This window comes from Klebsiella sp. HMSC25G12 (assembly GCF_001807705.1).
In the GTDB taxonomy this organism is placed as follows: domain Bacteria; phylum Pseudomonadota; class Gammaproteobacteria; order Enterobacterales; family Enterobacteriaceae; genus Klebsiella; species Klebsiella variicola.
The window spans coordinates 89,129-113,872 of the sequence record NZ_KV789897.1; the positions used below are offsets into that span (position 1 = coordinate 89,129).

The window sequence follows — 24,744 nt, forward strand, 5'->3', positions numbered from 1 at the left end:
GTTTCATTATGGCGAGCATTGCCATTGAATGTCCAACTATGTCAAAGCAATATGACAGTTTTCTTTCAATCGGATGTCGGGAAAAAGCGGACGCGTTTGTTTGCTTACGTTATGTTCAATCATGAGTAAATGGAGGACGAAACGATGTGGGAAACGCGGGCGCTGGAGCTCAATAATCAGGATATCTGGCACTGGCCGTCGGCTTGTCGCTTAATGGAATATGCCATAAAACATGGTTTTAATACCGTGGTGATCGGCCAGGCGGAGCTGTTCGGCAAGCTGGTATCGCCGCAGGGCTATACGCCGTTTGACTATAACGACCGTTTGTCGAGCCAGCAGCGAGCGCGCTGTATCTATCTCAACCGCCTGGCGCTGCGCTGTCGGGAGCTGGGACTGCGCTTTTATCTGCAGGCGAAAGAGCTCAGTTTCCCGACGGAGCTGTTGTTAGCGCATCCGGAACTGCTGGATAACCCGGGCGGTGTGCGTTTTGATGTGGATTTCTGGAGCCGTTGGTTGACCGACAAAGTCCGCGCCGTCTGTGAGGGTGTACCGGCGCTCACCGGTTTGATTATCGCCCTCTCCAGCACTGACGGCTTGTTGCCGATCTCCCGTCCGCAGTGGGAGAGACAGCGTCGCGAGGCGGACGAAGGCCGCCAGCCGGCGCAGAGCTTCGTGTTGTATCGCCGCTGTTTTGGCGCCTTGAGCCAGGCCGTCGCGGCGCAAAACAAGCATCTGGTAATACGCGTCTTCCCGGCAAGCAACGACGATCTCAGTACCGTGCTGGACGCTATTGAACCTCTGCCGCCGACGGTATCGGTATCGATTAAACTGACGCCGGAACGCTTCTGGCCAGCCTTTCCCAATAACCCGGCGCTGCTGGCGGTGCAGACGCGGGATGTGTGGGTCGATATCGATTTGGCCGGGGAGGAAGTTGGCTGGGGAGTCATGCCGTTTCTGCGTATCGATGAACTGCAGGGGCGACTGCTATGGTGTCAAAGCCGGAATCCGCGTATCACCGGCGCTATCTGTAAAGCCAGCTGGGAAAGTATTGATAACCACTGGATCCCCGATACCTTAAGCGAATGTAACCTGTTCGCCTGCAGCCAGCTGCTGGGAGACGGGATGGCGAAAAACCAGCAGCAGTTGCTCGACCAGTGGCTGGCGCAGCGCTACGGCTGGTGTCCGCCTGACGACGTGGCGCAGCAGTTCCGGCAGCTTCTCGAGCTGGGGGCGCAAACGCTCTACCAGGCGATCTACGTGCGCGACCACGTCTTCCATCGCCACAGCCAGCTGCCGGAAAGCTACGGGCAGGCGGTATGGAGCCTGTACGGTCAGCTGGCGCGTAGCCACTGGCTGCCGGGGTCGGCGCAGGATATTCATTTCACTCGCGACGACCCGCAGAAGTCGATGAGCAATCTGACGCAAATCGCGCAGGAAAAGGATGAGGTGGCCAGCGGCGCGCAGCGCCTGGGTGAAGAGGCCTTGGCGTTTGCCCACACGGCAGAATTTCCTGCCGCGCTGGAGCGGCAGTGGCGTGAAGAGTGGCAGGGGCTGGCGCTCTATTGCCAGCTGTTTACCCATGCGCAAAAGGCCTTTTTTACGCTGCATTTCGCCCGCGAGGTGGAGAACAGCTGGAGCATGCGGGAGATCTGCCATATCAATGTGCAGGCGCTGTACCGTTGCGCGTCTGAGATGGAAATGCTCTGCCAGCAGATGAGCGACGCCTCGCCGGCGTTCTACGTCATGTTCGATCCCGGACGGGTGCGTAGCCTGGCGGATAGCCTGAGCACCGAACTGACGGCGCTCAGGTAACGCTGTTATAGCGTGCGATGCAGGGCTTCCACCAGGCACAGCATCGCCATCGCCTGGCCATAGGGCATGGCGGTGAGCGGGATGTGACGATAGTGATCAAGGTCGTGGCCCATCGCGGTGCCGAACGACACCTGCAACAGTTCACCCTGTGGTGAAATATGGTCGATAATTCCCTGGCAGGCGCGCTCGGCCACCGGTAGATAATGCGCATTCAGATAGCCGAGGCGTATCGCTTTGAAGATGCCGGCGGCAAACCCGGCGGTCGCCGAGGCTTCCAGATAGCTGTCGGGGTCATTGAGCAGCGTTGGCCACAAACCGTTGTCACTCTGGCAGCGGGCAAGCGCGGCGACCTGTATCTGCAGGGTATTTTGCAATTGCCGGTAAACAGCATCATGCTCGTCGAGATCGAGCATCTCCAGCAGCTCCGGGATCGCCAGGGTTATCCAGCTGTTGCCTCGGGCCCACAGGGCGCCGGCAAAGTGGTGCCGGCCGGCGAAATGCCAGCCGTGATACCACAGGCCGCTCTGGCGGTCGCTGAGATAGTGCAGATGCTGTAAAAACTGGTATATGGCCTCTTCTACCCAGCGCCGTTTATCAAACATTTTGCCCAGTATGGCCAGAGGCAATACCGCCATCATCAGCGTATCGTCCCAGATTTGTTGCTGATGCGCGCTCTCGTAGGTGACATGCTGCAGACAGCCTTCATCGGTGCGCGGCATCTGGCGATAGATGGCTTCGCCCCAGCGGTCGAGGTAGGCGCGCCAGTCGCTGCGCGGCTCCTGCTGGTAGCGCAGCGCCAGCGTTAAGAACGGACAAGCCGTATTGATGTTTTTCTCCGGCGTTCCCTCGGCGAAGCGGGCGCTGAACCAGTCGTCAATCAGCTGACGGGCGCGGGGGGAACCGGTCAACTGCTGATAGCGAAACAGTCCAAACAGACCGATGCCGTGCGTCCATTCCCAGCCCTCCCAGCCTTTCGTATCGATGACCCGGCCATCGGCCAGCCGCTGCAGATACTGGCCGCTATTATCGTGAATAGCGGTTAGGTTATCGATCAGCGTTTCAATACGCTGAAGGAGTTCAGGACGGTTGCTTTTCTGCGACATAATCACTCCCTTGCGGTAAGACGGCGTGTTGCCAGCGGGCATTGCGGTGCGGATGACCGGTTAGCAGTTCAATAGTTTCTCGCGTCTGCGGGCTGGCATCCTGCGGATGACCGCCAGCGCGCAGACGCTCCAGCTCGTTAATCAGAATTTGATGGCGTGGCTGGCTTAAGCGGAAACGAAATGCGCCATACATGGCCAGGATCGCCAGCAGGCCGGGGCCCACCAGGAAAACCCACCAGATGCCGTTAAGGGCGGCGGCGTTCTGCGCTTCAGCGCCCTTGGTGAAGCCAAACGCCTCCAGCGCCAGTCCGACGATAAACAGCGCCAGCGCCTGGGAGAACTTGCGCGTCAGCATCATCACGCCGGCGTAAATTCCCTCGCGGCGCACGCCGGTATAGGCCTCATCGACATCCGGCAGAAAGTTATAGACGTTCCACGGAATGAGATAGGTTCCCCCGCGGGCGATGCCCATTACCACCGCACCGCCGAGCAGCAGCCAGGAGAGATGGCTAAAACCGGCGCTAAGCTGGCTGAACCACAGCAAGGCGCAGAGGATCAGTGCGATGGCCAGCTTATAGGCATTACCGTTGCCAACGCGTATGCACAGCCAGGTGAAGAACGGGATGGCGAAGAACTGAAACAGCGTCATCAGGCTCATCGCCTGCGATGCCAGGGAGGTGCCGACGCGCAATACATAGGTCATATAATGCATAAACAGCGAGCCGAAAATATCCAGCGCCACCGCGCCGCCGACGTACATCATGATATGAATGCGGAAGGTGCGCAGATGAAACGTTGAAGCCATCTCCCTGTATAACGACCCCAGGGTTTTAAGCACCCCCTGGCGGGTCTGTGGTGGCGGAAGAACGTCGCGCTCCCAGGTGCCGCGCCAGACAAAAATCCACGGCAGGGCGAAGAGCAGGGCAAAGACGATGCCGATATAGAGAAATGCCTGAGATTGGTCGGCGACGTGAGCCATGATTTGCCCGGGGATCAGCGCGGCGAGAAAGGCCGTCGCTTGCGCGAACAGCATCCTCGCGCCCGACATTTTCGAGCGCAGATCGTAGCGCGAGGTCATTTCTGCCGGCAGCGTATCGTAAGGCACCATCAGTAGCGTAAACACGGTGCTGAACAGTAAATAAGTGCCGAGGTACCAGGCGTAACCGAAGCCGCTCACCCACATCAGGGCGAAACAGAGCGACAGCGGCGCGCCGAGAATAAAGAAAATCCGCCGGCGTCCCCAGCGGGTACGAATGTTGTCGGTGATGTAGCCCATCACCGGGTCGGTGATCCCATCCCAGATTTTGGCGATGGCGAAAATGGAGGCGGCGGCAGCAGGGGAGAGCCCGGCGACCTCGATATAGAAGTAGAGCAGCCACAGACCGGTAATGGTCATCGCGCCGCTACCGAAAATATCACCCATCCCCCAGCAGAGGATATTGCAGGTTTTGACTTCTCGCGTTGGGGTTACTGTCCTCGTCATAAGCGTATCTCTTTAGTAAGGAAAGCGAGGTTGCACAGTAAAAGAGGGGGCGGGGGGCGAAAATGCCGGATGCGGGGATTTCGCGCCGTTCTGCGAGCAGCCTGCCAAATGACGATGAAATGAAATAAATCCCGTGATATGGCTCACGGCTGACGCGATGGCCGCGGGCGGGAACTGTGCGGAGAGTACGTTTTTCGCGGTCGGCCGCGCAGGATTTGTGTTATCCATCACAATTTATCCCGGACGGACCTGGGGAATGTGAAATGCAGCGCAGATATTGCCCCGCGGGCGGTTTCTCCCCTACGCTGGCCGTGCAAGAGATGGTGTGATAGCTGCCTGTTTGATTTTTCAGGATACGCTATGAATATTCATCTTTCGCAGCGCCATCCCCACGCGGATGGTGTCACTCCCGATACCGCACTCTTTCAACAGGCGCTGGACGAGCTGGCGGAAGCCGGAGGCGGTACGCTGGTGGTCGATCACGGCAGGTACGCGCTCGGCGGCTTGCGGATAGGGTCAAATACCTGCCTGTGGCTGTCGCCGGGCGCCGAGCTGATCGTCAGCGAAAACGGCGATGATTTTACTCAGGCGGTCGCGCTGAGCCAGGCTGAGTGCTCCCACCGGGCCTTTCTTTATGCTCTTGATGCGCAAAATGTGAGTATCTGTGGCGGCGGTGAAATCTACGGTAGCGCCGACGGATGGTTTTCCCGGGATGTCGATGCCATGGGGTACCGCCAGCCCGTCAAACGGCGGCCGCGCATCATTTTGCTGGAGAACTGCCGCGGCGTGCGGCTGGAAAATATTACCGTGCGTCATGCGCCGATGTGGACCATACATCTGGTCTCGTGTATCGGTGTCACGATTAACGGGATTACCGTGGATAACGATTTGACGATGGCCAATACCGACGCGCTGGATATCGACAGCTGCCAGCAGGTGCATATCGCCAATAGCTATTTCAGCGCCGCCGACGACGCTATCTGTCTGAAAACCACGGCCAAGCCTGCGCATATTCAGCGTCCGCTGCGTCAGGTTACGATCGTGAACTGTACGCTGCGGTCGAAAAGCTGCGCCTTAAAAATCGGTACGGAAACCTGGCAGGATATTGAAGATGTGCTGGTCAGCAACTGCACCATCTTTGATTCCAATCGCGGGATCGGCTTGATATCTCGCGACGGCGGCCAGCTGCGGCGGATGATCTTCAGCAACATTGCGTTTGCTTGCGTGAGCGCGCCAGCCTGTCACTGGGGGGAGGCGGATCCAGTTTTTCTTTCCGTACGCCATCGCGATCCGGCTATTGCCCCCGGCGCCATCACTCGGATCCAGTTTCGCGGTCTGGTCGGGGAGTGTGAAGGAGCGATTAATTTGCATAGTGAACCAGCGGGCCTGATCCAGCGCATTCTTTTTGACGGCATCCAGCTCCACCAGATGCTGAACTCACAGGCGGAGCAGGGGCTTTACGATGTGCGTCCGCCGTGTAACCCGCAGTCTCCGACCGGTATGGGCATGGATAATGCCTGGTGTCTGAATCCGCACAGCGGCCGTGCCTGGGGGGTTGAGCCTTACCCGGGAGGGTTACCGGTGCTGTATGCCAACGGCGTGACTGACCTGACACTACGTGAGTTTGATTACCAGCGACCAACGCCATTGCCTGCGAGGTGGAACCACAACGCACTATGCCTGGAAAACACAGATAAATAACCGGGGAGAAGTGAGAAAGTAGCCCCGGTAATGACCGGGGCGAGACGTGCTTATTCTTCAGCGGCATAGCCCTGGGGCGGAAGTTGTCGTTCATCCAGCCAGGCGTGGTTGCCTGCCATGCGCAGACGCCCATCGACGAACCAGCTGATGACCAGCGGATAAATGGCATGTTCCTGGGCCTGAACCCGCGCCGTCACCTCATCTTCGCTGTCGCCAGCGAAGACCGGCACCTTGGCTTGCAGGATAACCGGACCGCCGTCCAGCTCATCAGTGACGAAGTGCACCGAGGTCCCATGTTCCTCATCACCGTTTTCCAGCACCTGACGATGAGTATGCAGGCCAGGATACTTCGGCAGTAACGAAGGATGGATGTTCAGCAGACGTCCCTGATAATGGCTGACGAACGCCGGGCTCAGGATACGCATATAGCCCGCCAGCACTACCAAATCCGGGGCGTAGGCGTCAATTTCATGCATCAGCTGACGATCGAATGCTTCCCGGTCGGCAAACTGACTTTGCGCCAGCGCGTGGGCCGGGATGCCGGCCGCGCGCGCGCGTTCAAGGCCAAACGCATCAGCCTTGTTACTGAATACCGCCCGCAGGGTGCCGTTTATCTGTTTCCGGCCGCAGGCGTCGATGATCGCCTGCAAATTGCTGCCGCTACCGGAAATCAGCACCACGATGTTTTTCATGCAATGACCACACGCTGTTCGGAATCGGAAGCTTTGATATACCCGATTTTCCACGCGTTTTCACCTTTCTCGTTCAGCAGGGCAATGGCCTTGTCTGCTTCTGCAGCCGGTAGGGCGATAACCATCCCCACGCCGCAGTTAAAGGTACGGTACATTTCATGCTGGCTGACGTTACCGGCGGTTTGCAGCCAGTTGAAGACGGACGGCCACTGCCAGGAGGACTCATCAATGATCGCCTGGGTGTTATCCGGCAGCACGCGCGGAATATTTTCCCAGAAACCGCCGCCGGTCAGGTGGGCGATAGCGTGGACGTCAACGCTGGCGATCAGATCGAGCACCGATTTCACATAGATGCGGGTTGGCGCCAGCAGATGGTCGGCCAGCGGTTTGCCGTCAAGGTCGGTGGTCTGCGGGTCAACGCCGCTAACCTCAATGATCTTACGCACCAGTGAATAGCCGTTAGAGTGCGGGCCGCTGGACGCCAGCGCCACCAGCACGTCGCCGTCGGCCACTTTGCTGCCGTCGATGATTTCTGATTTTTCCACCACCCCGACGCAGAAACCCGCTACGTCGTAATCTTCACCGTGATACATCCCCGGCATTTCTGCGGTTTCACCGCCCACCAGCGCGCAACCGGACTGCAGGCAGCCTTCGGCGATGCCGTTAATGACGCTGGCCGCGGTATCGACGTCCAGTTTACCGGTCGCGTAATAATCCAGGAAAAACAGCGGCTCAGCACCCTGAACCACCAGGTCGTTCACGCACATGGCGACCAGGTCGATGCCGATGGTGTCGTGACGCTTCAGATCCATTGCCAGACGCAGCTTGGTACCGACGCCGTCGGTGCCGGAGACCAGTACCGGCTCGCGGTATTTCTGCGGCAGTGCGCACAGCGCGCCGAATCCGCCCAGTCCCCCCATCACTTCCGGGCGACGGGTTTTCTTCACCACGCCCTTAATACGGTCGACGAGAGCGTTGCCTGCATCAATATCCACGCCGGCATCTTTATAGCTGAGAGAGGTTTTGTCGGTCACTGCGAAGTCTCCACGCGTTTGCGGTAAGCAAGAAAAATCGGCGCAATTCTAACAGGGAAAGCAAACGTTTGCGAGCCTGCTTTACAGTCGGCGCGAAACAGCGGATAGATGGTCAAATTTGATACTGCTCACGAAAATGAAACCGGGTACAGTCTTGTGCTTGCCTCAGCCTTAAGGAATCCTCATCATAAGACTGAAACCGGTTTCTGTGTTGGTTTGCCACGCATTTTGCCAGTGATTGACGCTGGTCAGGAGAGGGATGAATGAAAATTGCGGCATTTGATATCGGTGGCACCGCATTAAAGATGGGCGTGATGACCCGCGATGGCAGGCTACTGGAAAGCGCGAAGCAGTCGATCAATGACAGCGATGGCGATCATATCTTACAGGTAATGCTGTCATGGCTGGCGGCCCACCCGTCGTGTGAAGGGGTAGCCATCAGCGCGCCAGGCTATGTTGATCCGCACAGCGGCTTTATCACCATGGGCGGTGCTATTCGTCGATTTGATAACTTCGCCATGAAAGCATGGCTTGAAGCCCGGACCGGACTGCCGGTCTCAGTTGAAAATGATGCCAACTGTGTGCTGCTGGCCGAGCGCTGGCAGGGCAAAGCGGCGGAAATGGCCAATTTTCTGGTACTCACCATTGGCACCGGCATTGGTGGCGCGATTTATTGCCATCATCAGTTGGTTCACGGGGCGCGTTTTCGCGCCGGTGAGTTCGGATACATGCTCACCGACCGTCCCGGCGGACGCGATCCTCGTCGCTATTCGATGAATGAGAACTGCACCCTCAAAGTGCTGCGCCATCGCTATGCGGAACATATCGCTGCGCCGCTGGAGAGCGTGACAGGCGAAATGATTTTTGACCGCTATGACGCCGGCGACCCGGTTTGCCAGCGTCTGGTCGCCGAGTTCTTCAATGGCCTGGGCCATGGCCTTTATAACCTCGTTAATATCTTCGATCCGCAGACCATTTTTATCGGCGGCGGCATTGTGGAACGTCCAGGATTTCTGGCGCTGCTGTGCCAGCATCTGGCCTGGTTTGGCATTGCCGACTATCTCGATACCGTCAGTCACGGCAACGATGCCGGCCTGATTGGCGCGGTTTACCATTTCAATCAGCACTATCGTTCGCCTGGCGACGATCGACATTAGGGAGAGACTATGTCCGGATTTAAAGCAGATTTTCTGTGGGGCGGCGCGGTCGCCGCGCATCAGTTAGAGGGCGGCTGGCAGGAGGGCGGCAAGGGGATCAGCGTGGCGGATGTGATGACCGCCGGCGCCCACGGCGTGCCGCGTGAAATTACCGACGGCGTGGTGGCGGGGAAAAACTACCCGAACCATGAGGCGATCGATTTTTATCATCGTTATCCGGAGGACCTGGCGCTGTTTGCCGAGATGGGCTTCAAATGTTTTCGCACCTCGATTGCCTGGACGCGTATTTTCCCGCAGGGCGATGAGCTGGAGCCCAACGAGGCTGGCCTGCAGTTTTACGATGATCTGTTCGACGAATGCCTGAAGCACGGCATTGAGCCCGTGATTACGCTGTCGCATTTTGAAATGCCTTATCACCTGGTCACCGAGTATGGCGGCTGGCGCAACCGGAAGCTGATCGACTTTTTCGTGCGCTTTGCCAGGGTCGTCTTCACCCGCTATCAACATAAAGTGAAGTACTGGATGACCTTTAACGAGATCAACAACCAGGCCAACTTCCATGAGGACTTTGCCCCCTTCACCAACTCCGGTTTGAAATATTTGCCGGATGAAGACCGGGAACCGGTGATGTACCAGGCCGCGCACTATGAGCTGGTGGCCAGCGCCCTGGCGGTGAAAGCGGCGCGCGAGATCAACCCTGCACTGCAGATTGGCTGCATGATCGCTATGTGCCCGATCTATCCGCTGACCTGCGCGCCAGACGATATGATGATGGCGATGAACGCCATGCACCGCCGTTACTGGTTTACCGACGTCCACGTGCGCGGCCGCTATCCGCAGCATCTGCTCAACTATTTTGCCCGCCGTGGCTTTACCCTGGATATCACCGAAGCCGATCGTCAGGCGTTAACTGAGGGCTGTGTCGACTACATTGGCTTTAGCTACTATATGTCGTTCGCCACCAAAGCCACCGAAGATAATCCCTTGCTCGACTATGATGAAACTACCAGCCTGGTCTCCAACCCGTACGTCAAAAAGTCGGACTGGGGCTGGCAGATTGACCCGGTTGGCCTGCGCTATTCGCTGAACTGGTTCTGGGATCACTACCAGTTGCCGCTGTTTATTGTCGAAAATGGTTTTGGCGCGATCGATGTCCGTGAAGCGGACGGCAGCGTCAATGACCAGTATCGTATCGATTATCTCTCCGCCCATATCGCGGAGATGAAAAAGGCGGTGGTCGAGGATGGCGTTGATCTGATGGGCTACACCCCGTGGGGCTGTATCGATCTGGTTTCCGCCGGCACAGGGGAAATGAAAAAACGCTACGGCTTCATTTATGTCGATAAAGATAATGAAGGCAATGGCTCGCTGGCTCGCAGCCGGAAAAAGTCCTTTGCCTGGTATCAACAGGTGATTGCCAGCAACGGGGAGAACCTGTCGTAGTCGGGTGGCGCTAACGCTTAACCGACCTACAATACACGTAGGCCCGCGTAAGCGTATGGACTGCACCCCGCACCCAAGCCGGAGCCTTGCCTCCGGTTTTTTTGTCTCTAAATCACTTTGCTTGATATACGTCAAGCAAGATGGGTATGGCACAATCCGCAAAAAGCGGTATAATCCCGCGATTTTTTTTGTGGCCGCCCCTCAGAGGAGAAAGAGAATGAAGATTGTGGAAGTCAAACACCCACTCGTCAAACACAAGCTGGGCCTGATGCGCGAGCACGACATCAGCACCAAACGCTTCCGTGAACTCGCCTCAGAAGTGGGCAGCTTACTGACTTATGAAGCCACCGCCGATCTGGCGACCGAGAAAGTGACCATCGAAGGCTGGAATGGCCCGGTGGAAGTTGAGCAGATCAAGGGCAAGAAAATTACCGTTGTGCCTATCCTCCGCGCAGGCCTTGGCATGATGGAAGGGGTACTGGAGCACGTTCCCAGCGCGCGTATCAGCGTGGTGGGTATCTATCGTAATGAAGAGACTCTCGAGCCGGTACCTTACTTCCAGAAGCTGGTGTCCAACATTGATGAGCGTATGGCGCTGGTGGTTGACCCGATGCTGGCCACCGGTGGGTCGATGATCGCCACTATCGATCTGCTGAAAAACGCTGGCTGCACCAGCATCAAGGTGCTGGTACTGGTGGCAGCGCCGGAAGGGATTGCCGCGCTGGAGAAAGCGCACCCGGACGTTGAGCTGTACACCGCCTCTGTCGATAAGGGACTGAATGAACACGGGTATATCATTCCCGGTCTCGGCGATGCCGGCGACAAGATCTTTGGTACGAAATAATCGAATAACGATAAATAAGCCGACTTTGAAAGTCGGCTTTTTTTTGAATAAAACACACATAACTAACCATCTCAGAGGAAAACACTATGACGCGCCGTGCTATCGGGGTGAGTGAAAGACCGCCGCTTTTACAGACTATCCCGCTTAGTTTGCAGCACCTGTTTGCTATGTTTGGCGCAACGGTGCTGGTGCCAATCCTGTTCCACATCAACCCGGCCACCGTCCTGCTGTTTAACGGTATTGGTACGCTGTTGTACCTCTTTATCTGTAAAGGCAAAATCCCGGCGTATCTGGGATCGAGTTTCGCCTTTATTTCTCCAGTACTGCTGCTGTTGCCGCTGGGCTACGAAGTGGCGCTGGGTGGTTTTATTATGTGCGGCGTGCTGTTCTGCCTCGTCTCCTTTATTGTCAAAAAAGCCGGTACCGGCTGGCTGGATGTGATGTTCCCGCCGGCGGCGATGGGCGCCATCGTGGCGGTTATCGGCCTCGAACTGGCGGGTGTGGCGGCTAATATGGCCGGGCTGCTGCCAGCCGACGGTCAAGCCCCCGACAGCAAAACCATTATTATTTCGATGGTAACGCTGGCGGTGACGGTATTTGGTTCTGTGCTGTTCCGCGGCTTCCTGGCGATTATTCCAATCCTGATTGGTGTGCTGGTGGGCTATGCGTTGTCGTTTGTGATGGGCGTGGTCGATACCACCCCGATCGCCGAGGCGCACTGGTTCGCGCTGCCGACCTTCTACACGCCGCGCTTTGAGTGGTTTGCTATCTTCACCATTCTGCCCGCCGCGCTGGTGGTGATTGCTGAGCACGTCGGGCACCTGGTGGTGACCGCCAATATCGTTAAGCGCGATCTGATCCGCGACCCGGGTCTGCATCGTTCGATGTTTGCCAACGGCCTGTCGACGATCATCTCCGGCTTCTTCGGTTCGACGCCCAACACCACCTACGGTGAAAATATCGGCGTGATGGCGATTACCCGGGTTTACAGTACCTGGGTTATTGGCGGTGCGGCGATCATTGCGATTCTGCTCTCCTGCGTCGGCAAACTGGCGGCGGCTATCCAAATCATTCCGGTACCGGTGATGGGGGGCGTTTCGCTACTGCTGTACGGGGTGATCGGCGCCTCGGGGATCCGCGTACTGATTGAATCGAAGGTGGATTACAGTAAAGCGCAGAATCTGATCCTCACCTCCGTGATCCTCATCATCGGCGTCAGCGGCGCTAAAGTACACATTGGCGCCGCCGAGCTGAAAGGGATGGCGCTGGCGACCATCGTGGGCATCGCGCTGAGCCTGATTTTCAAGCTTATCAGCGTCCTGCGTCCGGAAGAGGTGGTCCTCGACGCGGCGGATAGCGAAGAGATTAAATAACGATCTCCTGACCGGGCGGCGATCCCGCCCGGTTCTCTCCTGACCTAAATCTGTGGTAAACTCTCCGCGTTTTTCTGTAAGCCTATGTTGAGGTCCATCTGAACGCACCGGCACAGCTCTCTTTGCCACTGTATCTTCCTGACGACGAAACCTTCGCAAGTTTCTGGCCGGGTGATAATCCTTCCCTACTTGCTGCCCTCCAGAACGTACTGCGCCAGGAACACAGCGGGTACATTTATATCTGGTCACGTGAAGGGGCAGGTCGCAGCCACCTGTTACACGCCGCCTGCGCCGAGCTTTCCCAGCGCGGGGATGCGGTGGGCTACGTGCCGCTGGATAAACGGACGTGGTTTGTGCCCGAGGTACTGGAGGGGATGGAACAGCTGGCGCTGGTCTGCATTGATAATATTGAATGCGTCGCCGGGGATGAGCCCTGGGAAATGGCCATCTTTAATCTCTACAACCGGATCCTGGAATCAGGCAAAACCCGACTGCTGATCACCGGCGATCGGCCGCCGCGGCAGCTGAATCTTGGTCTGCCGGACCTCGCCTCACGGCTGGACTGGGGGCAGATCTATAAGCTGCAGCCGCTGTCGGATGAAGACAAACTGCAGGCGCTGCAGCTACGCGCCAGACTGCGCGGCTTCGAGATGCCGGAAGACGTGTGCCGCTTCCTGCTGAAGCGGCTGGATCGCGAGATGCGCTCGCTGTTTATGACCCTCGATCAGCTGGATCACGCCTCGATTACCGCCCAGCGCAAGCTGACGATCCCCTTCGTGAAAGAGATCCTTAAGCTCTAGTCCGCCAGTGGGGCCAGCTCCTGCTCCGTCAGTCCGGTCAGATGAGCGACCAGATCGCGCGCCAGGCCACTGTGTAGCATGGCGGCGGCGATACGCTGTGCCTCTTCTTTCCGGCCTTCCTGTCGCCCCTGCACCAGTCCCCGCTCCAGTCCCTGTTGCTCGAGATATTCCGCAATCGTCATCAACGTCTCCTTATGCTGCGGCGTACGTAACGCCAGTTCGCGTATGAACTTGATCGGCTCGCGCGTATTGCCTGCCTGCACCAGATAGTGCATCAGGGCTTGTACCTGCGATTGTGTCGCCAGTCCAGTCAATAATAATTCGCTCAGCTTGTCGAGGAGCTGCGCCAGATCGCGTTGTCGAATATGTTTTTGCAGTAACTCCAGCGTTGCCATGCGCTGGTGGGTGGCAATGTCGTCATCCGGAATGACGGTAATGTCCGCCAGCGGAAACGCTTCGTGATAAAGACGGCTGGCCAGTTCCGGGGCGGCGAATTCATCGAGCCAGCGTAGAGAGTATGGGTAGGGGCTGGCCAGACCGTGGTAGAAGAGGACAGGGATCACCAGCGGTAGTTGATCGTGACCGGCATCGAGATGACGCTGCATGGCGGCGATGGCATAGCGCATCAGACGAAAGGCCATATGCCGGTCGGGCGTGCTCTGGTGTTCGATAAGCGCATAAATATAACCGTCTCCCGCCGTGGTTTTCAGGGAATACAAAATGTCGGCATAAAAGGGGCGCAGATCGTCTTCGACAAAATGCCCCGACTCGAGATGCAGCGTACGCAGATCGCATACTTTAAGCAGCGTTTCGGGCAGATACAGTTGCAGGAAATCGCGGGCGGTATCGGGATGGGAGAGGTAGGTTTTAAACACCGCGTCATGGGGCGTGGAGGTCGGTTTTTTCATGTTCATCCGTCCAGTGGATTGAGCGATAGATGAACAGTAGCATCGTCCGGCGGGCGGGAGGGATTGGCGTGGAAGATCTGGAATCGGCCACGTAAAAAAAAGCGCCGCGAAAGCGCGGCGCAGGTGGGTTAGCTTACGATCTCAAGGACCTGCTCCGGCGGGCGGCCAATACGCGCCTGGCCGCGGCTGACGACGATAGGGCGTTCAATGAGCTTAGGATTGTCGACCATCGCCTGAATCAGCGCCGCGTCGCTAAGCGCCTGGTCGGCAAGATTGAGCGATTTGTACAGATCCTCCTTCTGGCGCATGAGCTCGCGGGGGCTCTCCATACCCAGCAGCTGCAGCAGCTCACGCAGCGTATCGGCATCCGGCGGTGTGTCGAGATAAAGCACCACCTGTGGATCGATGCCGCGGCTCTGCAGCAGGCTCAGCGTTTCGCGGCTCTTCGAGCAGCGTGGGTTATGGTAAATTGTTACCGCGTCGGTCATGGGGTCTCCTTACATTTTTTGATAGGGGCGGAAGCGGGCCTGCAGATCGCGTAGCTGGTCGATACGGGCATCGTAACGCGCCTGCTGCAGGCTACCAAGTTTCACCTGCGAGCTGGCGCTGCTGAGCAGGGAAATCGCCTGTTCCAGCTGACCGACCAGCGCCATGCTTTCTGCCCGCGCCGCCAGCTCCTGGTCGCGATTGCCCAGCGCGCCTTCCGCCTGGGCCAGCAGATCCCAGCCGTTGCCATCCTCTTTATTGGTAAAGGTATACCGGTTCAGAATGGTCGCCGCTTCCCCGGGCTGTCCGCCCTGCAGCAAGGCGTTGGCCAGGTTCAGCTGCAGTACCGGATTGGTGCGCAGCTCGCGGGCGTTTTTAAGGCGATTGATGGCGTCGCTGGTTTTCTTCTGCCCGAGGTCGATATCCGTGGCCAGGTCGAGATACCAGGCATTTTGCGGGTCGGCGCTGAGCAGCGGCTGCAGCGTTTTGCGTGCCTGGTCAAAGTTGTTGCTTTCCATCGCCAGCAGAGCGCGACCATACTGGGCGGCATGCTGTTGGCGAATATTGCCCTTATCCCAGGCGTTCAGCAGATCGGTGCCCAGCTTGTTGTCGCCGTTGGTGTACATCCCGAGGGTACGCGCCTTCGCCAGATAGAAGTCCGCTGAGGACTGTACCACCACCGGGCGCATCTGGTTGGCGCGGTTACGGGCATCGGCCAGTCGGCTTTCCGGCAGGGGGTGGGTGAGCAGCATTTCCGGCGGTCGCGTCGAGTAGCGCGACTCGTCAAGCAGTTTACCCATAAACATCGGCATAGCCTGTGGGTCGAATCCCGAGCGTTGCAGAACCTGAATGCCAATCCGGTCGGCCTCTTCTTCGTTCTGGCGGGTGAAGCTGATCATGCCCTGTTGGGTACCGGCCAGCGTCCCGGTCAGCGCCGCCATCCCGGCCTGCGGGCTGGCCATCGCCAGCAGAATCGAACCCAGGGCACCGACCCAGGTCAGCGGCGCATTGCGCTTCTGATCTTCCATCGCGCGGGCGAGATGCCGCTGCGTGACGTGGGAAATTTCGTGCGCCATGACAGAGGCCAGTTCGCTCTCATTATCAGAGTAGCGGAACAGGGCGGAGTGGAGGACCACGTTGCCGCCAAAGAAGGCGAAGGCGTTGATTTGGTCGTTATTAATCAAATAGAAATGGAACGGGGTGCGCACTGAGTTGGCGTGTGCCACCAGACGCATGCCCAGCCCGTTGATATATTGTACCAGCAGCGGATCGTTAATCAGCGGCGCACTGCCGCGCAGCTGGCGCACATAGTAATCCCCCATCTGCATTTCCTGACCAATCGACAGCGTGCTTCCTGCAGAGGTCCCCATGTCCGGCAGCGTATCTGCGGAGTCAGCAAAAGCAGGGCCTATCGAACCCAGCGTCAGCGAGGCGATGACGGTCGCCACCAGCGTTTTCTTCAACTGCCTGAACATAACCTCTGTCCTGTAATGTGGGTGTGCCAGTTTGACCGATTGTGCGACGCAATGTTCCCTGGCCGCATCCCAGCGAGTTTAGCTGGCGTTGGCCGCCTTGAAAATATGATCTTCACGGCGGAGAACGGTTTGTCTGCGGCGCATCAAAAAGCGAAGTCTTTTTTGTGACATTTCGATACAATTCCCCGGATTGTCGCCGCTTGGCCCTTCAGGGAAGGTTTTATGCTTGAGATGTTAATGCAGTGGTACCGCCGTCGATTCAGCGACCCTGAGGCGATAGCGCTGCTGGTTATTTTGCTTGCCGGTTTCGGCATCATGTTCTTTTTCAGCGGTCTGTTAGCGCCGTTACTGGTGGCTATCGTACTGGCCTATCTGCTGGAGTGGCCGACGGTTCGTCTGGAACGGATTGGCCTGTCGCGCACCTGGGCCACCTCGCTGGTGCTGATCCTCTTTGTGGGCATCCTGCTATTGCTGGCCTTTGTGGTGATGCCGGTGGCCTGGCAGCAGGGGATCTATCTCATCCGCGATATGCCGGGTATGCTCAACAAACTCTCTGATTTTGCCGCTACGCTGCCGCGGCGCTATCCGGCGTTAATGGATGCCGGCATCATCGATGCGATGGCGGAAAATATGCGCAATCGGATGTTGACGGTGGGCGACTCGGTAGTGAAGTACTCTCTGGCCTCGCTGGTGGGGCTGCTTACCCTGGCGGTCTATTTGGTGCTGGTGCCGCTGATGGTCTTCTTCCTGTTGAAGGATAAAGAGCAGATGCTCAACGCGGTGCGCCGCGTACTGCCGCGTAATCGTGGCCTCGCCGGGCAGGTCTGGAAGGAGATGAATCAGCAGATCACCAACTACATTCGCGGCAAGGTGCTGGAGATGATTGTCGTCAGCGTCGCCACCTGGATCGGCTTTATTCTCTTTGGCCTCAACTACTCGCTGCTGCTGGCGGTGCTGGTGGGCTTCTCGGTGCTGATCCCCTATATCGGCGCGTTTGTGGTGACCATTCCGGTGGTGGGGGTGGCGCTGTTTCAGTTTGGCGCTGGCACCGAGTTCTGGAGCCTGTTCGCGGTCTATCTGATTATTCAGGGGCTGGACGGCAACCTGCTGGTCCCGGTGCTGTTCTCGGAAGCGGTCAATTTACACCCGCTGGTGATTATCCTGTCGGTGGTGATCTTTGGCGGGTTGTGGGGGTTCTGGGGCGTCTTCTTCGCCATTCCGCTGGCCACGCTGATTAAAGCGGTAGTGCATGCCTGGCCGGATGGCCTGGTGGTTGACGACGACTGACGTGTTCGGGATAAAAAAGACGCCGGGTGAGGATCTCCTCCCCCGGCGTCTTGCTCTGCATCAGGCGTTTTCTTTCAGCCAGTTCAGCACCACGTCGTGGTGATTGCTGGTCTTGAAGTCATCAAAGACGTGTTCGATTTTGCCATCGGCATCGACGAGGAAACTAATACGGTGAATACCGTCGTAGGTTTTCCCCATGAAGGATTTTTCGCCCCAGACGCCAAACTGCTCGCAAACCTGATGGTTTTCATCAGACAGCAGCGTGAAGTTCAGCAGCTCTTTCTCGGCGAAACGGGAGAGCTTTTCCGGTTTATCGGTGCTGATGCCCAGCACTTCTACACCGGCTTTCTTCAGGTCGTCCATATTATCGCGCAAGCCGCACGCCTGGACGGTGCAGCCCGGGGTCATGGCTTTCGGGTAAAAATAAACCAGGACACGTTGTCCCTGGAAGTCGGTTAAATTTACTTCCTCGCCGTCCTGGTCCGGTAAGCTAAATTTCGGTGCGATATCACCGGCTTTCAGTGGGGTCATGGGTTAAACTCCATCCTGTTCATCATGCTGTGAATAATTAACGATGTTAATACTGCCTTGTGCGTTCAGTTCTGTACATAGGGCTTTGAACGCTTGTTCGATATTTGCTGCATTTTGCGTCGCAGGACTGTGGGCAGTTATCTGGATAAAAAGCTGCGCGGAATCGCCGTCTCCCGGCTGAGTGCGGGACACCAGTTCCGCAATATTCATATTCCAGGTATCGCACAGGGCAGTGAAGCGCTCGATGATATGCGGTGAGTCCGGCACCTCAACCTGGACCCAAACGGTGTTTGGCATGGCCTGCGGCGGGCGCGCAGTGGTGCGTTTCATCACGATCAACAATTCCAGCTCCGCACCTTTCAGCGGCAGGGTTGATTCGATCAGGTTAATCGCATTCCACGACCCGGAAAGCAGCATGATAAACGTAAACTCATCACCGAGCATGGCCAGCCGGCTGTCTTCGATATTACAACCGCAGCTGCTGACGTGGCGAGTGATCGTATTCACGATGCCGGGACGGTCAGCCCCCAGGGCGGTAATAACCAGATAGTGTTGTAATGAGGCTGTCAAACCTGTTCTTCCTTTAAAAAGGTGAGGTAACATTAGGAAAGCATAAAAAAAACCGCCATACAACATCCCTGATGGCGTCGGGTCTCTTGCTTTTATTGCAGCTCCAAACGTAACATTGAGAATCTTGTCGCACTTCTGCTCTGAGGATGGCCCATGTTCACGGGAAGTATTGTAGCGCTTGTCACGCCGATGGATGAAAACGGTAATGTCTGCCGGACAAGCCTGAAAAAACTGATTGATTACCATGTCGCCAACGGAACCTCGGCGATCGTTTCGGTAGGGACTACCGGTGAATCCGCAACGCTGAGCCATGAAGAGCATGGCGACGTAGTGATGATGACGCTGGAACTGGCCGACGGGCGTATTCCAGTTATCGCTGGCACGGGAGCCAATGCAACCGCAGAGGCGATTAGCCTGACCAAACGTTTTAACGACAGCGGTGTTGTCGGCTGCCTGACGGTCACTCCTTATTATAACCGCCCGACCCAGGAAGGCCTGTTCCAGCACTTTAAAGCTATCGCTGAACATACTGACCTGCCGCAAATTCTGTATAATGTGCCGTCCCGTACCGGTTGCGATATGCTGCCGGAAACCGTTGGCCGTCTGGCGGAAATTAAAAATATTGTCGGTATTAAGGAAGCTACAGGGAACTTAAGTCGCGTTCACCAGATCAAAGAGCTGGTTTCAGACGACTTTATTCTGCTGAGCGGTGACGATGCGACCGGTATGGACTTCATGCAGCTCGGCGGCGTGGGCGTGATTTCCGTCACCGCCAACGTGGCGGCGCGCGAAATGGCCGACATGTGCCGTCTGGCGCTGGCGGGTCAATTTGCCGAAGCGCGTGCGATTAATCAGCGTCTGATGCCACTGCATACAAAATTATTTGTCGAACCCAATCCTATCCCGGTGAAATGGGGATGCAAGGCGTTGGGTCTTGTGGCGACCGATACGCTGCGCTTGCCGATGACGCCCATCACCGACCATGGTCGTGAAGCCGTCACCGCCGCGCTGAAGCATGCCGGTTTGCTGTAAAGTTTAGGGAGATTTGATGGCTTACTCAGTACAGAAGTCGCGCCTGGCGAAGGTTGCGGGTGTTTCGCTGGTTCTACTCCTCGCGGCCTGTAGTTCCGATTCGCGCTATAAGCGTCAGGTGAGCGGTGATGAGGCCTATTTACAGGCGTCACCGTTGAGCGAACTTCACGCGCCGGCGGGGATGATCCTGCCGATTCAGGTGGGCGATTACAACATTCCGGTGGCCAACAGCACCGGCGCGGTGGGCAAAGCGCTGGACATTCGCCCGCCGGCGCAGCCGCTGGCGTTGGTCAGCGGTGCGCGGACCCAGTTTAATGGCGATACCGCGACGCTGATGGTTGAGAACGGCCGCAGCGGCTCGCTGTGGGCGCAGGTCACCAGTATCCTTCAGTCGAAGAACTACGTTATCGCGAAACGCGATGATGCGAGCCAGACGCTGAACACCGACTGGGTTGAGTGGAACCGCCTTGATGAAGATCAGCAGTATCGCGGTCGTTATCAAATCTCCGTCAAACCGCAGGGCTATCAGCAAGCGGTGGTCGTTAAGCTGGTGAATCTGGAGCAGGCGGGTAAACCGGTTGCCGATCCGGCGTCACTGCAGCGCTACAGCACCGCCATGCTGAACGTCATTTCTGAAGGCCTTGATGCGAGCGCCACCAGCGCCCAGAACGCGGCCCAGCGCAGTGCTGGCGCCACCTTCGACGTGCAGAGCGCTGCCGATGACACCGGCCTGCCGATGCTTGTCGTTCGCGCGCCGTTTAACATGGTGTGGCAACGTCTGCCGGGCGCCCTCGAAAAAGTGGGAATGAAAGTGACCGACAGCACGCGCTCTCAGGGCAGCATGGCGCTGACCTACAAGCCGCTGTCTGACAGCAGCTGGCAGGAGCTGGGCGCACGTGACCCGCAGCTGGCCTCCGGTGACTACAAACTGCAGGTCGGTGACCTCGATAACCGCAGTAGCCTGCAGTTCATCGACCCGAAAGGTCACACTCTGACGCAGTCGCAAAATGACGCCCTGGTAGCCGTATTCCAGGCCGCATTTAACAAGTAATCAAAAGGGCTGGAGCAATCCGGCCCTTTTTCATGTATAGTGACGCAAACGTGTGCGTAGCCGCATAACCCTGTAAATCGCCGCGTTAAGGCCGCTCCAGTCGCCTGACTGCAGTTCGCCTCGCAAGCGTTTAGCCTCTGCTCTGAGGCTCGATGTAGGATGTTATGTAAGACCGACACGTCATTTTTTGGCTCAATATCACTGGAGTAGTGAAAGATGAAAAAGCAAGCTGAGTTGTATCGTGGTAAGGCGAAGACAGTATACAGCACCGATAATCCGGACCTGCTGGTACTGGAATTCCGTAACGATACGTCAGCAGGTGATGGCGCGCGCATCGAGCAGTTCGATCGTAAAGGCATGGTGAATAACAAGTTCAACCATTTCATTATGAGCAAACTGGCAGAAGCGGGCATCCCTACCCAGATGGAAGCGCTGCTTTCCGATACCGAATGTCTGGTGAAAAAACTGGATATGGTGCCGGTAGAGTGCGTGGTGCGTAACCGTGCGGCAGGCTCGCTGGTAAAACGTTTAGGCATTGAAGAAGGTATCGAGCTGAACCCGCCGCTGTTCGACCTGTTCCTGAAAAACGATGCTATGCACGATCCGATGGTCAACGACTCCTACTGCGAAACCTTCGGCTGGGTGAGCAAAGAGAATCTGGCGCGGATGCGCGAGCTGACCTACAAAGCCAACGACGTGCTGAAAAAGCTGTTCGATGACGCCGGTCTGATTCTGGTGGACTTTAAGCTGGAGTTTGGTCTGTTCAAAGGCGAAGTGGTGCTGGGCGACGAGTTTTCGCCGGACGGCAGCCGTCTGTGGGATAAAAACACCCTCGATAAAATGGACAAAGACCGCTTCCGCCAGAGCCTTGGCGGCCTGATCGAAGCCTACGAAGAAGTGGCTCACCGCCTGGGCGTTAAGCTCGACTAACCCGCCCGCCGCCAGAAGATGGCCTCATCTTCTGGCGTCTCTTGCTGTTTCCTGTGGTAATCCTGCGCTGAACCGCCTACGATCTCTGCTATTGATACATAACAGGGAATGAGGTGCTTATGCGCTGGCAAGGGCGTCGCGAAAGCGACAATGTTGAAGATCGACGTGGTCAATCAGGCTCGCCGTTTGGCGGCAGCGGGGGCGGCGGTTTCCGTCTGCCGAGCGGGAAGGGCGGCATTGTACTGCTGATTATTGTGCTGGTGGCGGGCTACTACGGCGTGGATTTGACCGGCATGCTGACCGGGGAGCCGATGCCGCAGCAGCAGACCTCCACGCAGCGCTCCATCAGTCCGAAAGACGATGAAGCGGCGAAGTTTACTTCCGTCATTCTGGCCACCACCGAAGATACCTGGGGACCGATCTTTGAAAAGATGGGCCGCCAGTACCCCCAGCCAAAACTGGTGCTCTACCGCGGCGCGACCCGTACCGGCTGCGGCACCGGTCAGTCGGTGATGGGGCCGTTCTACTGTCCTGCCGACAGCACGGTCTATATCGACCTGTCCTTCTACGATGAGATGAAAAATAAACTGGGCGCCGACGGCGACTTTGCTCAGGGGTACGTCATTGCTCATGAGGTGGGCCACCACGTGCAAAAACTGCTGGGCATTGAGCCGAAAGTTCGCCAGCAACAGCAGCATGCCACCGAGGCCGAAGCCAACCGTCTGTCGGTGAAGATGGAGCTGCAGGCGGACTGCTTCGCCGGCGTCTGGGGCCATAATATGCAGCAGCAGGATATTCTGGAAACCGGCGATCTGCAGGAGGCGCTGAACGCTGCCGAAGCCATCGGCGACGACCGTCTGCAGCAGCAGAGCCAGGGGCGCGTGGTACCGGACAGCTTTACCCACGGCACGTCAAAACAGCGCTACACCTGGTTCAAACGCGGTTTCGACAGCGGCGATCCGGCGCAGTGCAATACCTTCGGCAGCGCGCTGTAATCGCCACCGATGATGGACGCGCTGCTTGACCTCACCGCGCAGATGGCGCGTGAGGGGATCCGTCGCCTGCTGGTGCTCAGCGGCGATGAGGCCTGGACGCTGCAGCAGGCGCAGGCGCTACGGGAGCGGCTCGGCGGCGATGGTCTGTGGGTAGGCTCCGATCCGGTTTCTGCGCCCTGCGTGGCGCCTGGCGCCCTGAAGACGCTGCTGGGGCGGGAAGTGATGCACGCCTTTTTCGATGCCCGGCGCGGGTGTGACGTGGCGGCCCTGGCGGCCCTGAGCGGTACGCTGCGGGCGGGAAGCTGGCTGGTGCTGCTGACGCCCCCCTTCGCCGACTGGCCGACCCGGGCGGATGAGGACTCCCTGCGCTGGAGCGATACTCCCGACCCTATCGTTACCCCCAACTTTGTTCACCGCTGCTGCCGGCAGTTTATCGCCGATCCGGAGGTGCTGCTCTGGCAGCAGTCGGACCGGCCGCGCTTCCCGCTGGCCGCCCCCCGCCCTGACTGGCATCCCGCCGATGGCCACCCCCAGGCCGAGCAGGCGCTAATCCTTGAGCAACTGTTGCGGCTGCCGCCCGGTATCGCGGCGGTGACGGCAGAGCGCGGGCGAGGGAAATCCGCTCTCGCGGGCATGCTGCTGCGCCAGCTTGGGGGCGAGGCCATCGTCACCGCCCCAACGCGTAGCGCCGTCGAGGTGCTGGCGAGCTTTGCCGGCGAGGCGTTCCGCTTTATGGCGCCCGATGCGCTGTTGGCGTCGCAAGAAACGGCGGCCTGGCTGATTGTCGATGAGGCCGCGTCGATCCCGGCTCCGCTTCTCCGGCAGCTGGTAAGCCGTTTTCCCCGCACGCTACTCACCACGACGGTGCAGGGTTATGAAGGCACCGGTCGCGGATTCCTGCTGAAATTTTGCGCCAGCCTGCCCCGTCTGCAGTCGTTCAGCCTGAGCGCCCCGATCCGCTGGGCGGCGGGCTGTCCGCTGGAGTCAGCCATCCGTCAGTTGCTGATCTTTAACGATGAGGCATTTCGCGACGCGCCGACGGGGGAGGTGGTGCTGGAAGCGGTTAATCAGTCCTGCTGGCAATCGCAGCCAGCGCTACCGGAGGCGATGTACCAGCTATTGTCCGGGGCGCACTACCGGACTTCCCCGCTCGATCTGCGGCGCATGATGGATGCCCCCGGCCAGGCTTTTCGCTGCGCTCGCGCCAGCGGCGCGGTGGCGGGCGCGCTGTGGCTGGTGGCCGAGGGGGGACTTTCTCCCGAACTTAGCCGGGCGGTGTGGGCAGGGTTTCGCCGGCCGCGCGGGAATCTGGTCGCCCAGTCGCTGGCGGCGCATGGCGGCAGTCCCCTGGCGGCGACGCTGTCCGGGCTGCGGGTCAGTCGGATCGCTGTCCATCCTGCCCGTCAGCGCGATGGTCTCGGGCAGAAGATGATCGCCAGTATCGCCGCCGATGCCGCAGGCTATGACTATCTGTCCGTCAGCTTCGGCTATACCCCTGAGCTGTGGCGCTTCTGGCAACGCTGCGGGTTTATCCTCGTGCGGCTGGGAACCCATCGCGAGGCCAGCAGCGGCTGCTATACCGCGATGGCTCTGTTCCCGCTGACTGCGGCGGGGCACCAGCTCGCGCAGCGGGAGGCGCAGCGGCTGCTGCGGGATGAATATTGGCTTCGCCCGTGGCGGGACGAATCCGCGCCGCTGCCGGCCGTCGCAGACGCTATGCTTAGTGATGAGGACTGGCTGGAAGCGGCGAGCTTTGCTTTCGCCCATCGCCCGCTGGCCGCGGCGCTGGGCTGCCTCAACCGCCTGCTGATGCAGGCCGACATGCCGTTGCCGGCTCTGCGCGGACGTCTGCAGGGGGAAGAGGAAGCCGCGCTGTGTGCTGCGCTGCGGCTGACGGGGCGTAAAGCCCTGCTGGCGAGATGGCGTGTTGAGGCCGCTGACGCCTTGCGCTTCCTCGATGCAGCGCGTGCTGAGGCGCTGCGTCAGCAGGTGGCGCATCTGCAATTATTTTAACTAACTCATTCAGTTAAATGGCAT

Annotated in this window: 23 protein-coding genes; 14 read left to right on the plus strand and 9 right to left on the minus strand. The window is 58.2% G+C overall.

What is annotated here, in order from left to right:
• Positions 1-144 precede the first annotated feature (144 nt).
• Positions 145-1,812, plus strand: coding sequence for a hypothetical protein (locus HMPREF3096_RS16130; RefSeq protein WP_012540900.1), 1,668 nt, complete (start codon positions 145-147; stop codon positions 1,810-1,812).
• Between the two features lie 5 nt (positions 1,813-1,817).
• On the opposite strand, the gene HMPREF3096_RS16135 is transcribed toward HMPREF3096_RS16130, so the two are convergent.
• Positions 1,818-2,915 carry a beta-galactosidase BglB gene (locus HMPREF3096_RS16135; protein ID WP_012540901.1) on the minus strand — a complete coding sequence of 366 codons (1,098 nt, stop codon included), beginning with the start codon at positions 2,913-2,915 and terminating at the stop codon, positions 1,818-1,820.
• Complete coding sequence (locus tag HMPREF3096_RS16140) at positions 2,890-4,338, minus strand: MFS transporter (RefSeq protein WP_032730894.1); 1,449 nt, start codon at positions 4,336-4,338, stop codon at positions 2,890-2,892. The genes HMPREF3096_RS16135 and HMPREF3096_RS16140 overlap by 26 nt, the downstream gene beginning before the upstream one ends.
• Positions 4,339-4,758: 420 nt before the next feature.
• On the opposite strand from HMPREF3096_RS16140, the gene HMPREF3096_RS16145 reads away from it, so the two are divergent.
• The gene (locus HMPREF3096_RS16145) at positions 4,759-6,099 is read left to right on the plus strand and encodes a glycoside hydrolase family 28 protein (RefSeq protein ID WP_012540903.1); all 1,341 of its coding nucleotides are present in this window, start codon (positions 4,759-4,761) and stop codon (positions 6,097-6,099) included.
• 50 nt (positions 6,100-6,149) lie between these two features.
• Here the strand turns inward: HMPREF3096_RS16145 and purN are convergent, their stop codons facing one another.
• Positions 6,150-6,791, minus strand: coding sequence for a phosphoribosylglycinamide formyltransferase (gene purN / locus HMPREF3096_RS16150; protein ID WP_012540904.1), 642 nt, complete (start codon positions 6,789-6,791; stop codon positions 6,150-6,152).
• A complete protein-coding gene (gene purM / locus HMPREF3096_RS16155) occupies positions 6,788-7,825 on the minus strand; it encodes a phosphoribosylformylglycinamidine cyclo-ligase (RefSeq protein ID WP_008803825.1) in 1,038 nt (345 codons plus the stop codon). The genes purN and purM overlap by 4 nt, the downstream gene beginning before the upstream one ends.
• A 263-nt stretch (positions 7,826-8,088) precedes the next feature.
• Here purM and bglK point away from each other — a divergent pair, with 263 nt between their 5' ends.
• The 5 genes from bglK (at position 8,089) to HMPREF3096_RS16180 (ending at position 13,442) form a co-directional block, all read left to right on the plus strand.
• Positions 8,089-8,982: a beta-glucoside kinase BglK gene (gene bglK, locus HMPREF3096_RS16160; protein ID WP_032730892.1), complete on the plus strand. Its 894-nt coding sequence runs from the start codon at positions 8,089-8,091 to the stop codon at positions 8,980-8,982.
• A gap of 9 nt (positions 8,983-8,991) precedes the next feature.
• Positions 8,992-10,425 carry a 6-phospho-beta-glucosidase gene (locus tag HMPREF3096_RS16165; RefSeq protein ID WP_022064637.1) on the plus strand — a complete coding sequence of 478 codons (1,434 nt, stop codon included), beginning with the start codon at positions 8,992-8,994 and terminating at the stop codon, positions 10,423-10,425.
• Positions 10,426-10,642: 217 nt separating this feature from the next.
• On the plus strand, positions 10,643-11,269 hold the full coding sequence (upp, locus tag HMPREF3096_RS16170) for a uracil phosphoribosyltransferase (RefSeq protein WP_004201927.1): 627 nt from the start codon (positions 10,643-10,645) through the stop codon (positions 11,267-11,269).
• Between the two features lie 86 nt (positions 11,270-11,355).
• A complete protein-coding gene (gene uraA / locus HMPREF3096_RS16175) occupies positions 11,356-12,642 on the plus strand; it encodes a uracil permease (RefSeq protein ID WP_032730891.1) in 1,287 nt (428 codons plus the stop codon).
• A gap of 98 nt (positions 12,643-12,740) precedes the next feature.
• On the plus strand, positions 12,741-13,442 hold the full coding sequence (locus tag HMPREF3096_RS16180) for a DnaA inactivator Hda (RefSeq protein ID WP_020947395.1): 702 nt from the start codon (positions 12,741-12,743) through the stop codon (positions 13,440-13,442).
• Here HMPREF3096_RS16180 and HMPREF3096_RS16185 read toward each other — a convergent pair.
• The 3 genes from HMPREF3096_RS16185 to bepA all read right to left on the minus strand — a co-directional run bounded on the left by HMPREF3096_RS16185 (position 13,439) and on the right by bepA (position 16,311).
• Positions 13,439-14,350 carry an Rpn family recombination-promoting nuclease/putative transposase gene (locus HMPREF3096_RS16185; protein ID WP_032730889.1) on the minus strand — a complete coding sequence of 304 codons (912 nt, stop codon included), beginning with the start codon at positions 14,348-14,350 and terminating at the stop codon, positions 13,439-13,441. The genes HMPREF3096_RS16180 and HMPREF3096_RS16185 overlap by 4 nt on opposite strands.
• A 128-nt stretch (positions 14,351-14,478) precedes the next feature.
• Complete coding sequence (gene arsC / locus HMPREF3096_RS16190; protein WP_008803830.1) at positions 14,479-14,838, minus strand: arsenate reductase (glutaredoxin); 360 nt, start codon at positions 14,836-14,838, stop codon at positions 14,479-14,481.
• 9 nt (positions 14,839-14,847) lie between these two features.
• Complete coding sequence (bepA, locus tag HMPREF3096_RS16195) at positions 14,848-16,311, minus strand: beta-barrel assembly-enhancing protease (protein ID WP_008803831.1); 1,464 nt, start codon at positions 16,309-16,311, stop codon at positions 14,848-14,850.
• A gap of 51 nt (positions 16,312-16,362) precedes the next feature.
• Between bepA and HMPREF3096_RS30940 the strand changes: the two genes are divergently transcribed.
• Together HMPREF3096_RS30940 and HMPREF3096_RS16200 are read left to right on the plus strand one after the other, a co-directional pair.
• Complete coding sequence (locus HMPREF3096_RS30940; RefSeq protein ID WP_012540910.1) at positions 16,363-16,479, plus strand: hypothetical protein; 117 nt, start codon at positions 16,363-16,365, stop codon at positions 16,477-16,479.
• Between the two features lie 54 nt (positions 16,480-16,533).
• The gene (locus tag HMPREF3096_RS16200) at positions 16,534-17,598 is read left to right on the plus strand and encodes an AI-2E family transporter (protein ID WP_012540911.1); all 1,065 of its coding nucleotides are present in this window, start codon (positions 16,534-16,536) and stop codon (positions 17,596-17,598) included.
• A gap of 60 nt (positions 17,599-17,658) precedes the next feature.
• On the opposite strand, the gene bcp is transcribed toward HMPREF3096_RS16200, so the two are convergent.
• Complete coding sequence (gene bcp, locus HMPREF3096_RS16205) at positions 17,659-18,129, minus strand: thioredoxin-dependent thiol peroxidase (RefSeq protein ID WP_008803833.1); 471 nt, start codon at positions 18,127-18,129, stop codon at positions 17,659-17,661.
• Between the two features lie 3 nt (positions 18,130-18,132).
• Positions 18,133-18,699: a glycine cleavage system transcriptional repressor gene (locus HMPREF3096_RS16210; RefSeq protein ID WP_002913804.1), complete on the minus strand. Its 567-nt coding sequence runs from the start codon at positions 18,697-18,699 to the stop codon at positions 18,133-18,135.
• 153 nt (positions 18,700-18,852) lie between these two features.
• Here HMPREF3096_RS16210 and dapA point away from each other — a divergent pair, with 153 nt between their 5' ends.
• From dapA to HMPREF3096_RS16235, 5 genes are all read left to right on the plus strand, one after another.
• Positions 18,853-19,731: a 4-hydroxy-tetrahydrodipicolinate synthase gene (gene dapA, locus HMPREF3096_RS16215; protein ID WP_002913803.1), complete on the plus strand. Its 879-nt coding sequence runs from the start codon at positions 18,853-18,855 to the stop codon at positions 19,729-19,731.
• Between the two features lie 16 nt (positions 19,732-19,747).
• Positions 19,748-20,782: an outer membrane protein assembly factor BamC gene (gene bamC, locus HMPREF3096_RS16220; protein WP_008803834.1), complete on the plus strand. Its 1,035-nt coding sequence runs from the start codon at positions 19,748-19,750 to the stop codon at positions 20,780-20,782.
• A 216-nt stretch (positions 20,783-20,998) separates the two neighbouring features.
• A complete protein-coding gene (gene purC / locus HMPREF3096_RS16225; protein ID WP_002913801.1) occupies positions 20,999-21,712 on the plus strand; it encodes a phosphoribosylaminoimidazolesuccinocarboxamide synthase in 714 nt (237 codons plus the stop codon).
• A 119-nt stretch (positions 21,713-21,831) separates the two neighbouring features.
• Entirely contained in the window at positions 21,832-22,707 is an 876-nt protein-coding gene (locus HMPREF3096_RS16230) for a KPN_02809 family neutral zinc metallopeptidase (protein WP_012540912.1), read from the plus strand.
• A 9-nt stretch (positions 22,708-22,716) separates the two neighbouring features.
• Positions 22,717-24,720, plus strand: coding sequence for a tRNA(Met) cytidine acetyltransferase TmcA (locus tag HMPREF3096_RS16235; protein ID WP_032730888.1), 2,004 nt, complete (start codon positions 22,717-22,719; stop codon positions 24,718-24,720).
• Positions 24,721-24,744 lie beyond the last annotated feature (24 nt).

Excerpts from the sequence above, each read along its gene's own strand:
- HMPREF3096_RS16130 (WP_012540900.1), top strand. The coding sequence starts at position 145 with ATGTGGGAAACGCGGGCGCTGGAGCTCAATAATCAGGATATCTGGCAC.
- HMPREF3096_RS16135 (WP_012540901.1), bottom strand. The coding sequence starts at position 2,915 with ATGTCGCAGAAAAGCAACCGTCCTGAACTCCTTCAGCGTATTGAAACG.
- HMPREF3096_RS16140 (WP_032730894.1), bottom strand. The coding sequence starts at position 4,338 with ATGGGTGATATTTTCGGTAGCGGCGCGATGACCATTACCGGTCTGTGG.
- HMPREF3096_RS16145 (WP_012540903.1), top strand. The coding sequence starts at position 4,759 with ATGAATATTCATCTTTCGCAGCGCCATCCCCACGCGGATGGTGTCACT.
- purN (WP_012540904.1), bottom strand. The coding sequence starts at position 6,791 with ATGAAAAACATCGTGGTGCTGATTTCCGGTAGCGGCAGCAATTTGCAG.
- bglK (WP_032730892.1), top strand. The coding sequence starts at position 8,089 with ATGAAAATTGCGGCATTTGATATCGGTGGCACCGCATTAAAGATGGGC.
- HMPREF3096_RS16165 (WP_022064637.1), top strand. The coding sequence starts at position 8,992 with ATGTCCGGATTTAAAGCAGATTTTCTGTGGGGCGGCGCGGTCGCCGCG.
- upp (WP_004201927.1), top strand. The coding sequence starts at position 10,643 with ATGAAGATTGTGGAAGTCAAACACCCACTCGTCAAACACAAGCTGGGC.
- uraA (WP_032730891.1), top strand. The coding sequence starts at position 11,356 with ATGACGCGCCGTGCTATCGGGGTGAGTGAAAGACCGCCGCTTTTACAG.
- HMPREF3096_RS16185 (WP_032730889.1), bottom strand. The coding sequence starts at position 14,350 with ATGAAAAAACCGACCTCCACGCCCCATGACGCGGTGTTTAAAACCTAC.
- arsC (WP_008803830.1), bottom strand. The coding sequence starts at position 14,838 with ATGACCGACGCGGTAACAATTTACCATAACCCACGCTGCTCGAAGAGC.
- bepA (WP_008803831.1), bottom strand. The coding sequence starts at position 16,311 with ATGTTCAGGCAGTTGAAGAAAACGCTGGTGGCGACCGTCATCGCCTCG.
- HMPREF3096_RS30940 (WP_012540910.1), top strand. The coding sequence starts at position 16,363 with ATGTTCCCTGGCCGCATCCCAGCGAGTTTAGCTGGCGTTGGCCGCCTT.
- HMPREF3096_RS16200 (WP_012540911.1), top strand. The coding sequence starts at position 16,534 with ATGCTTGAGATGTTAATGCAGTGGTACCGCCGTCGATTCAGCGACCCT.
- bcp (WP_008803833.1), bottom strand. The coding sequence starts at position 18,129 with ATGACCCCACTGAAAGCCGGTGATATCGCACCGAAATTTAGCTTACCG.
- dapA (WP_002913803.1), top strand. The coding sequence starts at position 18,853 with ATGTTCACGGGAAGTATTGTAGCGCTTGTCACGCCGATGGATGAAAAC.
- bamC (WP_008803834.1), top strand. The coding sequence starts at position 19,748 with ATGGCTTACTCAGTACAGAAGTCGCGCCTGGCGAAGGTTGCGGGTGTT.
- purC (WP_002913801.1), top strand. The coding sequence starts at position 20,999 with ATGAAAAAGCAAGCTGAGTTGTATCGTGGTAAGGCGAAGACAGTATAC.
- HMPREF3096_RS16230 (WP_012540912.1), top strand. The coding sequence starts at position 21,832 with ATGCGCTGGCAAGGGCGTCGCGAAAGCGACAATGTTGAAGATCGACGT.
- HMPREF3096_RS16235 (WP_032730888.1), top strand. The coding sequence starts at position 22,717 with ATGATGGACGCGCTGCTTGACCTCACCGCGCAGATGGCGCGTGAGGGG.